Annotated in this window: 13 protein-coding genes and 1 pseudogene; 4 read left to right on the top strand and 10 right to left on the bottom strand. The window is 65.6% G+C overall.

Going from position 1 to position 15,587, the window contains the following annotated elements:
- The first annotated feature begins 155 nt into the window (after nucleotides 1-155).
- The 4 genes and pseudogenes from QK290_RS10245 to QK290_RS10230 all read left to right on the top strand — a co-directional run bounded on the left by QK290_RS10245 (nucleotide 156) and on the right by QK290_RS10230 (nucleotide 4,482).
- A pseudogene (locus QK290_RS10245) lies at nucleotides 156-816 on the top strand (GntR family transcriptional regulator).
- Nucleotides 809-2,329, top strand: a complete 1,521-nt coding sequence (locus tag QK290_RS10240; RefSeq protein WP_282330564.1) for an MmgE/PrpD family protein — start codon at nucleotides 809-811, stop codon at nucleotides 2,327-2,329. Before QK290_RS10245 ends, QK290_RS10240 begins: the two are co-directional and overlap by 8 nt.
- Before the next feature lie 33 nt (nucleotides 2,330-2,362).
- Nucleotides 2,363-3,268: a methylisocitrate lyase gene (gene prpB / locus QK290_RS10235; protein ID WP_282330563.1), complete on the top strand. Its 906-nt coding sequence runs from the start codon at nucleotides 2,363-2,365 to the stop codon at nucleotides 3,266-3,268.
- A 74-nt stretch (nucleotides 3,269-3,342) separates the two neighbouring features.
- Nucleotides 3,343-4,482: a bifunctional 2-methylcitrate synthase/citrate synthase gene (locus tag QK290_RS10230; RefSeq protein ID WP_282330562.1), complete on the top strand. Its 1,140-nt coding sequence runs from the start codon at nucleotides 3,343-3,345 to the stop codon at nucleotides 4,480-4,482.
- Between the two features lie 186 nt (nucleotides 4,483-4,668).
- On the opposite strand, the gene QK290_RS10225 is transcribed toward QK290_RS10230, so the two are convergent.
- The 10 genes from QK290_RS10225 to QK290_RS10180 all read right to left on the bottom strand — a co-directional run bounded on the left by QK290_RS10225 (nucleotide 4,669) and on the right by QK290_RS10180 (nucleotide 15,291).
- Nucleotides 4,669-5,154: an 8-oxo-dGTP diphosphatase gene (locus tag QK290_RS10225; protein WP_282330561.1), complete on the bottom strand. Its 486-nt coding sequence runs from the start codon at nucleotides 5,152-5,154 to the stop codon at nucleotides 4,669-4,671.
- Nucleotides 5,155-5,185: 31 nt separating this feature from the next.
- Entirely contained in the window at nucleotides 5,186-6,169 is a 984-nt protein-coding gene (gene xerD, locus QK290_RS10220) for a site-specific tyrosine recombinase XerD (RefSeq protein ID WP_282330560.1), read from the bottom strand.
- Nucleotides 6,169-6,831, bottom strand: a complete 663-nt coding sequence (locus QK290_RS10215) for an NUDIX hydrolase (RefSeq protein ID WP_282330559.1) — start codon at nucleotides 6,829-6,831, stop codon at nucleotides 6,169-6,171. The genes xerD and QK290_RS10215 overlap by 1 nt, the downstream gene beginning before the upstream one ends.
- 25 nt (nucleotides 6,832-6,856) lie before the next feature.
- On the bottom strand, nucleotides 6,857-8,602 hold the full coding sequence (locus QK290_RS10210; protein WP_282330558.1) for a CTP synthase: 1,746 nt from the start codon (nucleotides 8,600-8,602) through the stop codon (nucleotides 6,857-6,859).
- An 87-nt stretch (nucleotides 8,603-8,689) separates the two neighbouring features.
- Entirely contained in the window at nucleotides 8,690-10,429 is a 1,740-nt protein-coding gene (gene recN / locus QK290_RS10205; RefSeq protein WP_282330557.1) for a DNA repair protein RecN, read from the bottom strand.
- Between the two features lie 3 nt (nucleotides 10,430-10,432).
- Nucleotides 10,433-11,458: an NAD kinase gene (locus QK290_RS10200; RefSeq protein WP_282330556.1), complete on the bottom strand. Its 1,026-nt coding sequence runs from the start codon at nucleotides 11,456-11,458 to the stop codon at nucleotides 10,433-10,435.
- A gap of 13 nt (nucleotides 11,459-11,471) precedes the next feature.
- Entirely contained in the window at nucleotides 11,472-12,284 is an 813-nt protein-coding gene (locus tag QK290_RS10195) for a TlyA family RNA methyltransferase (RefSeq protein ID WP_282330641.1), read from the bottom strand.
- Between the two features lie 2 nt (nucleotides 12,285-12,286).
- On the bottom strand, nucleotides 12,287-12,517 hold the full coding sequence (locus tag QK290_RS10190) for a hypothetical protein (RefSeq protein WP_282330555.1): 231 nt from the start codon (nucleotides 12,515-12,517) through the stop codon (nucleotides 12,287-12,289).
- Nucleotides 12,518-12,526: 9 nt separating this feature from the next.
- Nucleotides 12,527-13,516 carry an HAD-IIA family hydrolase gene (locus QK290_RS10185; RefSeq protein ID WP_282330554.1) on the bottom strand — a complete coding sequence of 330 codons (990 nt, stop codon included), beginning with the start codon at nucleotides 13,514-13,516 and terminating at the stop codon, nucleotides 12,527-12,529.
- Nucleotides 13,517-13,521: 5 nt separating this feature from the next.
- Entirely contained in the window at nucleotides 13,522-15,291 is a 1,770-nt protein-coding gene (locus QK290_RS10180; RefSeq protein ID WP_282330553.1) for a hypothetical protein, read from the bottom strand.
- Between the last annotated feature and the right edge of the window lie 296 nt (nucleotides 15,292-15,587).

Genomic DNA, 15,587 nt, shown 5'->3' with positions numbered 1-15,587 from the left:
TCGCTGTGTTGCCACCATGCTATGCGGGCAACCCTTCCCAGACAAGCCCCATGTATACATACACGCGACCATTCCGCTAACGAACCGGCTTTTGCTGGGCCATTTAACAATTCTTGTATACACTGGGGCCTATGAGCAGATTGACGGGAGGGACTATGCGGGCCAGCGACAAAGCCTATGCAACGCTGCGCGAAGACATTATCGAATGGCGTCTGACGCCCGGAACGGTCCTCGCCGAAGTGGAGCAATCAGAGCGCCTGGGCGTCTCACGCACGCCGGTCCGGGAGGCGCTGAGCCGGCTCAGCGCCGAAGGGCTGACGACGGCGGCAGGCGGCCGCGGCGTCGTCGTCACCGATATCTCGCTGGAGGACATCGATGAGATGTTCGAGCTCCGCGAAACCCTGGAGGGCAAGGCTGCTGCCCTCGCTGCCGAACGCGGCGAGCGCGCTGTCTTTGCGAAGCTCCACGCCGATCTCCTGCGGGCGCAGGAGCTGATCAGCGACACCGATCCTGCCCGCCATGAGTACTACGCCCTGGTGGGCCGGCTGGATGAGGCGATCGACGCTGCCATCTCAAACTCCTACCTCGCGCAGGCGATGCGCAGCCTGCGGGTCCATCTGGTCCGGGTCCGCCGCCTCGCAGCCGATGACGCACCGCGACTGTACGCGGCCGCCGTCGAGCACGCGGCCATTGCCGAGGCCATCGCCGCAGGCAACGCCAGGCTCGCCGAAGCAGCCACCACCCTGCACCTGCACCGCAGCCTTTCCCACGTCAAAGCTACCCATCCACAGCACTAAGAAGGAGCACCATGGTTAAGCTCAACCACGTCCGCGTCTACAAAAGCGAAGAAAACCTCGCCCGTGAAGACCAATTGGCACACAAGATCGCGGTCGTCGCCGCCGACGCCGTCGAGGTCACGCCCGAGGTCACCGAGATGGTTATCAACCGTGTCATCGACAATGCTTCCGTGGCCATCGCTTCACTGAACCGTGCACCGATTGTCGCTGCCCGGGCCCAGGCGCTGACCCACGCACCGACCACCAACGGCAAGGGCTCCGGCGTCTTCGGCATCACGGACCGGGTCTCCCCCGAGTGGGCAGCCTGGGCGAACGGCGTGGCCGTCCGCGAGCTCGATTACCATGACACGTTCCTGGCCGCGGAATATTCCCATCCGGGCGACAACATCCCGCCGATTCTCGCCGTCGCCCAGCACGTCGGATCCAGCGGGAAAGACCTGATCCGCGGCATCGCCACTGGCTATGAGATCCAGGTCAATCTCGTCAAAGCGATCTGCCTGCACCAGCACAAGATCGACCATGTGGCCCACCTCGGCCCGTCCGCGGCTGCCGGCATCGGCACACTCCTGGGACTCGACGTCGAAACCATCTTCCAGTCGGTGGGCCAGGCTCTGCACACCACCACTGCCACCCGCCAGTCCCGCAAAGGCGAAATCTCCACCTGGAAGGCCCACGCACCGGCGTTTGCAGGCAAGATGGCCGTCGAAGCCGTGGACCGCTCCATGCGCGGCCAGACTTCCCCCGTGCCGATCTACGAGGGCGAAGACGGTGTGATCGCCTGGATGCTGGACGGTCCGGACGCCTCCTACGAGGTCCCGCTGCCAGAGGCCGGCGAAGCCAAGCGCGCCATCATGGACACGTATACCAAGGAACACTCCGCCGAATACCAGGCCCAGGCCTGGATCGACCTCGCCCGCAAGCTGCACACTGAGCACCCGGAGGCCACCGACCCGGCCAACGTGGCCTCAGTCCTGATCAAGACCAGCCACCACACGCACTACGTAATCGGTTCCGGTGCCAACGATCCTCAGAAGTACAGCCCCACGGCAAGCCGGGAAACCCTGGACCACTCCATTCCGTACATCTTCACCGTGGCACTCCAGGACGGCTCCTGGCACCACGCGGACTCCTACAGCCCTGAGCGTGCCGGCCGCGCCGACACCGTGGAGCTATGGCACAAGGTCACCACCGCGGAAGACCCCGAATGGACCCGCCGCTACCACTCCCTGGACATCGCCGAGAAGGCCTTCGGCGGTTCCGTGAAGATCACCCTGAACGACGGCACGGTCATCACCGCCCAGATCGCCGTAGCCGACGCCCACCCGCTCGGCGCCCGCCCGTTCGCCCGCCAGCAGTACATCAACAAGTTCCGCAGCCTGGCAGCAGGCCTGGTCGCCGAAGAGGAAATAGAGCGTTTCCTCGCCGCCGCCGAAAGCCTCCCGGACCTGGGCCCGGGCGAACTGGACCAGCTGAACATCACGGCCGCCCCGGGCGTCATCGACCTCAGCAACGCACCCGCTGGCCTTTTCTAAGCTCTGCCTACCCACCCCGTACAGGAGAATCAGATGCTGTATTCCAAGACAACCCCGGAACAGAAGAGGGTCGCGCTGCGCGACATGCTCGCGTCCGGCACCATCCAGCAGTTCCCGGGCGCGTTCAACCCGCTCTCGGCGCGGCTGATCGAGGAAAAGGGCTTCGCCGGCGTCTACGTCTCCGGTGCGGTCCTGGCCAATGACCTTGGCCTGCCGGACATCGGGCTGACCACCCTCACCGAGGTGGCCACCCGTGCCGGTCAGATCGCCCGCATGACCGATCTACCCACGCTGGTGGACGCGGACACCGGCTTCGGCGAGCCCATGAACGTAGCCCGCAGCATCCAGGAACTGGAGAACGCCGGACTGGCCGGCTGCCACATCGAAGACCAGTTCAACCCCAAACGCTGCGGGCACCTGGACGGCAAAAACGTGGTGGACCTGGACACGGCCACCAAGCGCATCCGCGCCGCGGCTGATGCCCGCCGCGATCCGAACTTCCTCATCATGGCCCGGACCGACATCCGCGCCATGGACGGGATCGAAGCCGCCACGGACAGGGCACGGGCCCTCGTGGATGCCGGTGCGGACGCCATCTTCCCGGAAGCGATGAAGGACCTGTCCGAGTTCCAAGCCATCCGCGACGCCGTGGACGTGCCCATCCTGGCCAACATGACCGAGTTCGGCAAGAGCGACCTGTTCACCGTGGACGAGCTGCAGGGAGTCGGCGTCAACATGGTCATTTATCCTGTCACGCTGCTACGCATTGCCATGGGCGCAGCAGAGCGTACTCTGGAATCGATCAAGGCAACAGGGTCGCAGGAAGCACAGGTGGAGAACATGCTCACCCGGGCGCGGCTATATGACCTTGTGGACTACGAGGCCTACAACCACTTCGATACCGGCGTTTTCAACTTCCACGTTCCCGGCGTCCGCTAGGACCCGGGAGCCACCAAGGAGACTGCAAGCATTCCGGCACACCCGGGCTTGCCCAATGAACGAAGGAGGACAGCATGGAAGCTGTTGATATCAAGAAGGGCCTGGCCGGCGTCGTGGTGGACTACACCGCGGTTTCGAAGGTCAACCCGGACACCAATTCGCTGCTGTACCGCGGCTATCCCGTCCAGGAGCTCGCCGCGAACTGCAGCTTCGAGGAAGTGGCATTCCTCTTGTGGAACGGCGAACTGCCCACCCCCGATGAGCTCTCCGCGTTCTCTGCCCGCGAGCGCGCCGGCCGAGCCCTTGATCCCGTGGTAAAGCAGATCGTCGACACAATTCCCACCAGCGCCCACCCGATGGATGTCTGCCGGACCGCGGCCTCAGTCATGGGCGCCCGGCACCCTCTGGCCGAAGACTCCTCACCCGAGGCCAACATGGCCAAGGCCGTGGATCTCTTCGCCGCCATGCCCGCCGTGGTTGCCTACGACCAGCGACGCCGGCGCGGCCAGGAAGTCGTTGAGCCCCGCGATGACCTGGGCTACTCGGAAAACTTCCTGTGGATGGCTTTCGGCGAAGACCAGGTCCCGGAAGTTGTGGACGCCTTCAACGTCTCGATGATCCTGTACGCCGAGCACTCCTTCAACGCCTCCACCTTCACCGCCCGGGTCATCACCTCCAGCCTGTCCGACCTGCACTCGGCAGTGACCGGTGCGATCGGCGCCCTCAAGGGCCCGCTGCATGGCGGCGCCAACGAAGCCGTGATGCACACCTTCGACGAGATCGGCATCCGGCCCGAGGAATCACTGGACGAAGCCGCCACCCGGGCCAAGGCCTGGATGGAGGACGCCCTGGCACAGAAGAAAAAAGTCATGGGCTTCGGCCACCGCGTCTACAAGCACGGTGACTCCCGCGTCCCCACCATGAAGGCCGCGCTGGATAAGATGATCGCCCACTACGGCCGGCCCGAACTGCTGGGACTCTACAACGGCCTCGAGCAGGCCATGGACGAGGCCAAGGCCATCAAACCGAATCTCGACTACCCGGCCGGCCCCACCTACCACCTCATGGGCTTCGACACCCCCACGTTCACTCCCCTGTTTGTGGCCAGCCGCATCACCGGCTGGACCGCCCACATTATGGAACAGGCGGCCAGCAACTCCCTGATCCGCCCGCTGAGCGAATACAACGGACTGGAAGAACGGCACGTACCCTGATCCTCCCCACCGGCTCCCAAAACTCGCAAGCTCGGCTCGGGTCCCTCGCCGGCGTGGGCCCAACCGACGCACGACGGCGGGCCGGTCACCTTTATAAGTGACCGGCCCGCCGTCGTGCGTTCTGGGAGTTTTTGTCCAGATAATCCTCCCCACCGGCTCCCAAAACGGCGGTAAGTGGACAAAAACTCAGCGGCTCGAGGAGTCCAGCACTTCCCGGACGGTTTCGTTGTCCGGATTCAGGACTATGGTGAGGCGCAGCCTGGAGCCGCCAAGGACCAGCGGCAGCCAGTGCGCTGCGTCCTGCCACATCCGGTCAACCGGCAAGGCGCCGACGTCGAACCATTCCGGCCGGATCTCGGCACTTTCGGCCGGCTGCCCGGTCCAACGCGCGGCGACAAAGAGCCGGGTGCTCATGTTCCATTCCGGGCGGAACGGGAAATCGAAGGCCACCACACCGGCGTCGCGCAGATCCTCCTGCCGGACCACAATGCCGGCTTCCTCGTGGACTTCGCGGCAGGCAGCCTCTTCATCCGTCTCCCCCGGCTCAACATGCCCGCCGAGCCCCACCACCTTGCCGCGGCCGAAGCCGGTCTTCTTCAGGCCAAGCAGGACCTGTGGCACACCGGCGGACTCACGGGTGAGGAAGCACAGCGTGACAGGGGTGAACGTCATGCCACCAACCCTATAGCCTGGCCGCCGGGTGTCAGCCCAGCGCCCGGGGGTGGGCTGACGCGTAGATTTCCCTCAGTGTGTCAACCGTAACCAGGGTGTAGACCTGCGTTGTGGTGACCGAGGCGTGCCCCAGCAGTTCCTGAACCACACGGACATCGGCGCCACCCTCGAGCAGATGCGTCGCGAAGGAGTGCCGCAGTGTGTGCGGGGAAACATCCTTGGTGACGTTGGCTTTGTCCGCGGCGGCCTTCAATATGGTCCAGGCGCTTTGCCGGCTGATCCTTCCGCCGCGGGCGTTCAGGAACAGGGCGGGTGTTCCCTTGCCCTTCGCCGCCAGCAGCGGACGTCCGCGGACCAGGTACGCATCCACGGCCCGCGCCCCATAGGATCCCAGCGGCACCAGCCGTTCCTTGGAGCCCTTGCCGAACAGGCGGACCACGGCCGGCCCGGCTTCGGCGTCCTGCAGGGCAATGTCGTCAACGTCCAGGCCCACGGCCTCGCTGATCCTCGCGCCGGTGGAATAGAGAAATTCGAGCAAGGCACGGTCCCTGAGCCCTGTTGCGGTGTCCGTGCCCGCGGCTTCGAGGATCCGGGTGACTTCGTCAACGCTGATGGCCTTGGGTAGCCGCTTGCCCGGCATCGGGGGGTGGACGTCGCTGGCGGGGTCCGCCGTGGTGATGCCCTCCAGGGCCCAGAACTTGTGGAGTCCCCGGACCGCCACCACGGTCCTGGCCGCAGACCTGACGCCCAGGGCTGTGCCGCCGTCGGATCCGTCGTTGAGTGCCATGACGAACCCCGTCACGTGATGGCGGGTGATCTGGCCGGGGCTGTGGCACCCTTCCGAGGTCACATAGCGGGAGTACCGCGCCAGGTCACGGCGGTAGGCGGAGAGCGTGTTGGCGGCCAGGCCGCGTTCCACGCCCATATGTTGCAGATACCCGGTGATGGCGAGGTCGATGGCAGTCTGTGGCCGGACCGGCGGCGTCGGGGCTTCCGCCTCAGTGGTCGCCGTCATCAACGCTGGCTGGGGTGCGCGGGCCACGGTGCATCCGCGGGACGCAGTCCGCCAAAGCCGGAAGCCTTCGCGGCGGCGGCTGCCAGGATTCCGACGACGGCGGATGGGTTGTGCAGCTTGCCCGCCAGGACCGCGGCCACGGCGTCCTCCAACGAGATCCAGTGGAATTCAATCTCGGCCTCCTCATCGGTCCGCTCGTGGCGTTCGTGATGAGGTACTTCCGTGAGGTCCCGGGCGAGGTAGATGCGGATGGCCTCACTGGAGGAGCCAGGCGAATTGAAGAAGTCCGCCAGGACGTTCCATTCGCCGGCTGCGAGGTCCGCTTCCTCGGCGAGCTCGCGGGCAGCGCCCACCACAAAGTCTTCGCCTTCCACGTCCAGCAGGCCCGCGGGGATTTCCCAAAGGTCCATGCCCACGGGGTGCCGGTACTGCTTGATCAGCAGGACCTGGCCGGCGTCGTTCATCGGCAGGACGGCCACGGCGCCGGGGTGGTCGATGTAGTCACGGGTCAGGGACTCCCCCGTTTCGCTCAGCTGGAAGCTGTCACTGACCACATCCCAGATCCGGCCCTTGTAGACCATCTCCGTAGACAGAAGACGGCGCGGGCTCGGTGCATCCGAAACCTGCCGTGCAGCTTGGGGGGTTTCAGGTGTGCCGGGCATCGCGCCGTCCTCTACTTATTCGGTTCTATTTCGCGGCAACCGTACGCAACGGCTTGGCTGCCGGCGCGTCCTGTGCGTTCTGGTGGTCCAGGGCGGCCTTGATGAGCCCGGCGAAGAGCGGGTGCGGCCGCGTGGGCCGTGAGCTCAGTTCGGGGTGTGCCTGGGTTGCCACGTAGAACGGGTGGACCTCGCGGGGCAGTTCAACAAATTCCACGAGCTTCCCGTCCGGCGACGTTCCGGAGAACACGAGGCCCTCGGCGGCGATCTGGTCGCGGTACTTGTTGTTGACCTCGTAGCGGTGCCGGTGCCGTTCGCTGACCGTGGTCTTGCCGTAGGTTTCTGCGATGACCGATCCGTCGTCGAGCTTGGCTTCGTACAGGCCCAGGCGCATGGTGCCGCCAAGATCGCCCTTGCCGTCCACGATGTCCAGCTGCTCTTCCATGGTGGCGATCACCGGGTATTTCGAATCCGGTTCGAACTCGCTCGAGGAAGCGCCTTCGAGACCCACCACGTTGCGTGCATATTCGATCACCATGCACTGCAGGCCCAGGCACAGGCCCAGGACCGGAAGCCTGGTTTCGCGGGCGTACTTCAGGGCGCCCAGCTTGCCTTCGAGGCCGCGGATGCCGAAGCCGCCGGGAACGCAGATCGCGTCCACGCCATCGAGGGAAGCGACGGCGCCTTCATGGGTTTCGCATTCGTCCGAGGGAACCCAGCGGATCTTGACCTTGGTGTCGTTGGCGAAGCCGCCGGCACGCAGGGCCTCGGTCACGGACAGGTAGGCGTCCGGCAGGTCGATGTACTTGCCCACCAGCGCGATTTCCACGTGGTGCTTGGGGTTGTGGACTGCTTCGAGCAGCTTGTCCCAGCTGGTCCAGTCAACGTCCTTGAACGGCAGGTCCAGGGCTCGGACGATGTAGGAGTCCAGTCCCTGGGTGTGCAGGGTCTTGGGGATGTCGTAGATGCTGGGGGCATCCGGGCATCCGATGACTGCCTCGATATCGACATCGCACATGCGGCCGATTTTGGCGCGCATCGGTTCGGGGACTTCGCGGTCCGAGCGGATCACGATTGCCTCGGGCTGGATGCCGATGGAGCGCAGGGCCGCCACGGAGTGCTGCGTCGGTTTGGTCTTCAGTTCCTGGGAGGGCCCGATGTAGGGCACCAGGGAGACGTGGACGAAGAAGACGTTGCCGCGGCCGATGTCCTGGCGGACCTGGCGGGCCGACTCGAGGAAGGGCTGCGACTCGATGTCGCCGACGGTGCCGCCGATTTCGGTGATGATGACGTCCGGCGCGTTTTTGCCTTCGGCCGGAAGCCGCATCCGCCGCTTGATCTCATCGGTAATGTGCGGGATAACCTGGACGGTGTCGCCGAGGTATTCGCCGCGGCGTTCCTTGGCGATCACCGTGGAGTAGACCTGGCCGGTGGTCACGTTGGCTGAGCCCTCGAGGTTTTCGTCGAGGAACCGCTCGTAGTGCCCTATGTCCAGGTCCGTCTCGGCGCCGTCGTCAGTGACGAAGACCTCGCCGTGCTGGAAGGGGTTCATCGTGCCCGGATCCACGTTCAGGTAAGGATCGAGCTTCTGCATAGTTACAGACAGGCCGCGTGCCCGCAGGAGGTGACCGAGGCTCGAAGCCGTCAGTCCCTTACCGAGCGAGGACGCCACACCACCGGTTACGAAGATGTGTTTGGTCGTCTTGGACGAGCCCGGGAACCGGGAATTTACACGGGAATTTGATCGCTGCACCACGGAATTCGAGCCTATCATCAATTGAGCCTTTCCCGATCAGGAACTGTCTCCCCAAATGATCCAGTGTGCAGGGCAAGGCGCCCTCCGATCAAGGGGCAGCCGCGGTCAGGCCCGCTGCGGCAGCAGTTTTGCGTCGTCCAGCAGCTCCTGGGCGTGTGCCTGGGCTGATTCTGAATCCTCCTGGCCGGCCAGCATCCGGGCGAGTTCCCGCACGCGCTCGGGACCGTCGAGGAGGCGAACATCACTGGACGTGAACCCGGTGGCGGTGCCGCCGTCGGCCCCTCTGACGGATGTCTTGGTGACGGTGATGTGCTGGTCCGCGAAGGCTGCCACCTGCGGCAGGTGCGTGACCACCAGGACCTGCACGTGCTGTGCCAGCATGGCCAGCCGGCGTCCGATCTCGACGGCGGCGCGCCCGCCGACGCCGGCGTCCACCTCATCGAACACAAAAGTGGGCACCGGATCCACTGCGGCCAGCACCACTTCGATGGCCAGCATCACGCGGGACAGTTCGCCGCCGGAGGCGCCCTTGCCCAGCGGACGGGCCGGGGCTCCGGAGTGCGGCTGGAGGAGGAACGTAATCTCGTCCGCTCCATGCTGTGTCAACTGACCGGCCGCCTCACGGGTGATGACCAGGGTGGCGTCGGCCATGGCGAGTGCCTTCAGCTCCGCGCTGACCCGGGCGGACAGCTCCCTGGCAGCCTTGGCCCGGATTTTGCTGACGGCGGCTGCCTGCTTCTGCAGTTCCGCTTCGGTCCGGACCACGTCGGCATCCAGGGCTTCGATCCTGGTGGAGTCGTCCTGCAGCTCGTCGAAACGGACCCGGGCATTTTCCGCCCACACCAGGACTTCGTCGATGCTGGGGGCATACTTGCGGACCAGGGTGGCCAGGGCGGACCGCCGATCCTCGATCTCGGCCAGGCGTTCGGGGCCCTCCGAGTCCAGGCCGGCCTGGTAGCTGGCCAGCTCCGTAGCGATGTCGTTGAGCAGAAAGCCCACTTCGGCCAACCGCGTTGCGGCGGACCCCAGCTCGGCGTCGTGCTCGGCCACGTGCTCCAGGGTTCTTTTCGCCACGTCCACGAGGGTGGTGGCATCACCTGAGTCACCGTAGTCCTCCGCGATGAGCGCCTGGTGCGCCGTGTTCGCGGCAATCCTGAGCTCTTCGACGTTGGCCAGTTTCACGGCCTCGGCTTTGAGAGACTCGTCCTCCCCCGGCTGCGGATCCACGGTGCTGATTTCGGCCAGGGCAACTTCCAGCGATTCGGCCTCGCGGAGCCTGTCGCGGGCGGCGCTGCGCAGAGTTTCCAGCTCCGCCTGGCTGGCCTTCCAATGGCTGTAGAGCGATTGGTAGGAGGTCATAGGGCCCGCCAGCGCATCGCCGGCAAATTTGTCCAGCGCGCCGCGCTGGGCGGCTGCGCCTTTCAGCCTGATCTGGTCCGACTGGCCGTGGACCACTACGAGGGTTTCTCCGATCTCCGCGAGGACGCCCACCGGGGCTGCCCGCCCGCCCAGGAAGGCCCGGCTGCGCCCGTCGGCACCGAGGCGACGCGCAAGGATGAGCTCGGTGCCGCCGTCGAATTCCTCCACGTCGGCACCCGCTTCCACGGCCCGGGCAATCGCCGGATGCCCGGCGTCAAGCTTGAGGACAGCCTCCGCAGTGGCGCTCTTCGCGCCGCTCCGGACCGCCCCGGCATCGGACCGCGCCCCGAGCAGGAGGCCGACGGCGGTGACCACCATCGTTTTGCCGGCACCGGTTTCGCCTGTAACGACGCTCAGCCCGGGGCCCAGCGGCAGCGTGGCATCGGTGATGACGCCCAGATCGCGGATTCTCAGTTCTTCAAGCATGGTTCACTTTGCGGTCGCGGAATCGGTTTCGTCCTCCGGCTGGTCGCCGGAGGCAAGCTGGAGCGGCGGCATGGGCCGCGGCGTCCGGACGATCGGAATGGGTCCGGTGTGGATGGTCTCCGACTGCGGCACGGGCCCGCGCCAGCCATGGATGGGAAGTTCAAATTTGCGGACCAGTCGCGCTGAAAAAGGCGTCTGGTGCGTCCTGGCCAGCCGGACCGGCGTGGCGGACTTAGTCACTTCAATGCGGGCGCCGGGCGGCAAATCCACGGAACGCCGGCCATCACACCAGAGCACGCCCTGGGCACCGGTGCGGGTGAGGACTTCCACGGCCAGCCGGGACCGAGGCGATACCACCAGCGGTTTAGCGAAGAGCGCGTGGGCGCTGATGGGCACGATCACCAGTGCCTCAACCTCCGGCCAGACGACGGGCCCGCCGGCGGAGAACGCGTACGCGGTGGATCCTGTGGGGGTGGCCACCACCACACCGTCGCAGCCGAAGGAAGTCAGCGGACGCTCGTCCACTTCGGTCACCACCTCGATCATGCGTTCGCGGTTGCCTTTTTCGATCGCGGCCTCATTCAGGGCCCAGGTGTGCCAGATTTTCTGGCCGCGGACCCAGACCTGGACGTCGATGGTCATGCGTTCTTCCACCGTATAGTCGCGGCGGGCAATCCACTCCACCGTTTGCGCCAGGTCCGCCCGCTCGCTTTCGGCCAGGAAGCCGACGTGGCCAAGGTTGACGCCCAACAAGGGAACGTCCACCTCGCGCACCAGCTCTGCGGCGCGCAGGATGGTGCCGTCACCGCCCAGGACCATCACCAGCTCAACGTCCGGCAACTGTACGTGGTCGTGCAGGATCTCCACCGGCCGGGTAAGTTGCCCGAAGAATCTTTCCATGTCACGAAGTTCAGACTCCTGCATGACCGGGACAATGCCGGAGTCATGCAGTTGGGCGCAGGCTTCCCAAGCGGCCTTCAGTGATTCCTCGCGGCCAGTGTGGGCAAGGACAAGTACTCGCCTGCTCATCGGGTTCCGCTTTCTAGTGGTTCGGCCAGATTCGGCCCAGCAAACCGTCAATGGCTGCGAGGCGCTCTTCGATCTTAGGCAGTTCTTGGGCCATCCTGCGCTTTATCCACAGGAAGTATTCGACGTTTCCGTCCTGGCCCGGCAGCGGGCTGGCCGCTAAGCCGCGTAAGTCCAGTCCGGCGTCGAGCGCTGCATTGGCCACTTTTTCCACGGCCGTCCGGCGTTCGCGCTCGGAGGTGACCACGCCGGTGCGGCCCAGCCGGTCCTTGCCGATCTCGAACTGGGGCTTCACCATCAGCACCAGGTCACCGCCCGGCTGCGTGCACAGCGCCAGGGGCAGGACCACAAGGGTCAGCGAGATGAAGGAGAGGTCGGCCACCGTGAGTTCGGCCTGTCCGCCGATGTCCGCCGGCGCCATGTACCGCACGTTGAGGCCCTCATGAACGGCTACCCGGTCATCGGCGCGGAGCTGCGCGACCAGCTGGTCATGGCCGACGTCGACCGCCACCACGTGTGCCGCACCGCGCCGCAGCAGCACCTCGGTGAAGCCGCCGGTGGAGGCCCCGGCGTCCAGGCACCTTTTGCCCGCAACCGTAATCTCCGGGAAGACGTCCAAAGCGCCCGCCAGCTTGTGCCCGGCCCGGCTGACGTAGCTGTCCGCTACCGTGTGCTCGACCGACAGGTCCTTGCCGTCGTCGACCTGGAGTGACGCCTTGGACAGAACCTGGCCGGCCGAGCTCACCTTGCCTTCGGCAATCAGCGATGCAGCATGGGTCCGGGACCTGGCCAGGCCGCGGGCGACGAGCGCCTGGTCAAGTCGTGCCATGCTCAAGCTGCTCCTTCGCCGTTTGGGGCCTCTTCGTTCAACGCGTGCAGCAAGGCATCGTGGAGGTCGCTGTAAACAGCTTCATGCTCCGATACGGGCAACTTTTCGACGCCGCCCAGTGCGGCCACAAGGGCCGCAATGGACGGATCGGTGGTTGCCGGTGCAGCTGTGTCCGGCCATTCCGGCATTGGCTGGGCTGCTTCCGGACGGTGCGCTTCGTTCAGCTCAGTCATCGGGCCAGTCTAATGATCGCGCCACTCGAGTTTGGGCTCGGTGGGCCGCGCGGCGTCAGGAACCGCAGTCCACCAGGCGGCGCAAGCGGCCCGCCACGAATCCAGGTCGCTCTCGCTGCCGCTGATCTGGACCGTGTCACCGCTGACCCGCGCGGCTGACGCCCCGCAGCGGTGTGTGCCGTCAGTCTGGTTCACGGCCGGGTAGGGACGGTGGAGGTCGCTGAGGGAATTGATGATGTAGTCCGGACGCTCGGCCGTACGTGCGGCCAGGATGCTGGCCGTGGTGTCGACGCCGGTCAGCACCGCCACCGTGGCAAACCCGGCGTTGTTGCCGCCGAGAATGTCCGTGTCCAGGCGGTCCCCCACCACCAGCGGGCGGTCAGCCGCGAGCCGTTTGGCGGCGGCGTGGAACAGCGGAGCCTCCGGCTTGCCGGCAACCTTCGGAGTCAGTCCGGTAGCGGCGGCCACGGCTGCCACCATCGTGCCGTTTCCCGGGGCCATGCCGCGAGCCTGCGGAATGGACATATCGGTGTTGGTAGCGATCCACAGGGCTCCGGCCGACACGACGAACGATGCCTCGGCCAGATCCTTCCAGCCGATCCCGGGATTGAATCCCTGGACCACGGCGACCGGATTCTCGTCCTGGCTGTAGACAGGAGTGAGTCCCACGAGCTCGATTTCCTGTGCCAGAGCGGGGCTGCCGGTGATCAGCACCCGAGCGCCGGGGGCGACGAGCGATGCCAGGAGTTCTGCCGCGGCTTGCGAGGAACTGACCACCTGCTCGTCGTCGGCCGGCGCACCCAGTTCACGGAGATGCGCCGCCACCTGCGCCGGAGTGCGGGAAGCATTGTTGGTGACATAGCCGAGGCCAATGCCCAAACCTTCCAGTTGCCGTAGCGAGTCCACGGCGCCGGGGATGGCGTGCTGTCCGGTGTAGACCACACCGTCCAGGTCCGCCAAAAGGGCGTCGAACAGGGAAATCAGTGGAATTTCAGTCATAGCTGCTAGTTGTCCCGTCCATCAGAGTGGGCATCGCTGCCGTTGGTGCTGTCGTCTGCGTCGGTGGGCTCGGCGTCACGCTCTTCTTCATCCTGCTTGGCGTCACCGGCTTCCAGCTCGTCTGCTTCGACGGAATCCTCGTCAGACTCGGCGTCATCGGACTCGAAAAAATCCGATTCCACGTCGTCGATGGCTTCATCAACGCCGGCGGTCTCAACGACAGTCTTGTCCGCGGCGACCTGGGAGCGGGCAGCAGGCGTGGAGGCACTTGCCTCGGGACTTGCGGCAGCGCGCTCCAACAGGCGCCGGCGCTGTGCTTCCTCGCGGGCTTCCTCTTCCTCGTCCCAGCCCAGGTCCACGATGTCCGGTTCCTCATCGGCACCAATACCCAAGGCATTTTCAGCCACGACGGCCTGCCTCTGCCATTTTGCTGCCTCATCTTCGCGACCGACCGCGGCCAGGGCGTTTGCGTAGGCCCGGAAGAGCCTCGGGCTGTAGGAGAACGCACGGTTGATGTCCAACTGGGCAATTTCAAGTTCCGCCACGGCAGCGTCCAACTGGCCAAGGTCAGACCGTGCCCCGGCAGCAACGATGGCCAGCTCGACTTTGCCGGGCGCATCCAGATCGTTGGCTTCCTCGGACCGCACTACGTCGAGGGCGCGGTCAGGCCGGCCCAGTCCGCGCTCGCAGTCTGCCATCACGGGCAGGTGCACGTTCGAACCGCTGATGCGGCGGTAGGTCCGGAATTCGCGCAGTGCTTCGCCGTAGTGTCCTGCCGCATAAGCGGTCAGGCCGACGGCTTCACGGACGGCAGCCAGGCGGCCACCACGCCGGCTCGCGGCGAGGGCGTGCTGGAAGGCCAGCTCGGGCTCTTCGTCGATCAGGCGTCCGGCCATTACCAGGTGTCGGGCCACCCACTCAGCGCTCTTGTCCTCAAGGGTCTTGATCTGATGCTGCGTAGCGCGGTCGAGCTCCTTGCCTGTGACATCCTCATCGATTTCCGGCGAACGCTCGCGGTCCGGGCGGTTGGCGCTGCGAAGATCGCGCGCGTTGGGTACACGGGCCGGGCGGTCTTCGGCACGTTCCCCGCCGAACTGGCGGGGGCCGGAGTCTCCACGGTCGAAGCTGCGTGGGGCACGGTCCTGGCGGTCGCCGAACGGTTTGCGGTTGTCGCTGCCGGAGAATCCACGGCGTTCGCCGTCACCCTCACGGCGGGGACGATCGCCAAAGGACTTGTTGTCGCGGTCGCCGTATGGCTTACGGTCGCCGCCACCACTGAACGGCTTACGGTCGCCGCTGCCGGAGAATCCACGACGTTCGCCGTCACCCTCACGGCGGGGACGATCGCCAAAGGACTTGTTGTCGCGGTCGCCGTAAGGCTTGCGCTCACCGCCACCGGAGAATCCACGGCGTTCGCCGTCACCCTCACGACGCGGACGATCGCCAAAGGACTTGTTGTCGCGGTCGCCGTAAGGCTTACGCTCCCCGCCACCACTGAACGGCTTACGCTCACCACCACCGAAGGTACGACGCTCACCGTCACCCTCACGACGCGGACGATCACCAAAGGACTTGTTGTCGCGGTCGCCGTAAGGCTTACGCTCCCCGCCACCGCTAAAGGGCTTACGCTCACCGGAACCAGGCGCACGCTTCGGAGACTCGGAGTTACGGTCTTCCCGGGAACGGAATCCACGCGGATCGCCGCCGGAATTGTTGTTGCCGCGGAAAGGACCGCGGTCGTTACCGCCGCGGTTGCCGCCGTTGTGCTCAGCCATGGGGATTCCTCCTGTTATGAGCCGACCACTGGCGCAATCGCAGCCGCTCGTTCCGTGTTTCGTTATCCTACGCAACCCGAAATCAAGCGCTTCGAAGTCCGTACATCTCAGTCAATTCTAGGCGAGAGCCCACCGACAGATGACATGGATCCGGCTCCAGGCCGCCGTCGTGGGAATGTTCACACTCCCAGCGGCCGCCCGCACAGTTTCTGCGGCGTTCCCTGGACGGGTTTGTGGTCCCGGTTGGGTGGTTTTTGGTGTTGGGTGGTTAACGTGGGAGAACCCCCCAACACGTG

The sequence above is a fragment of the Pseudarthrobacter sp. AL07 genome (assembly GCF_029960665.1).
GTDB lineage: Bacteria > Actinomycetota > Actinomycetes > Actinomycetales > Micrococcaceae > Arthrobacter.
The sequence above is the reverse complement of the archived record's forward strand: the minus strand, read 5'-3'. Positions and strand labels throughout refer to the sequence as shown.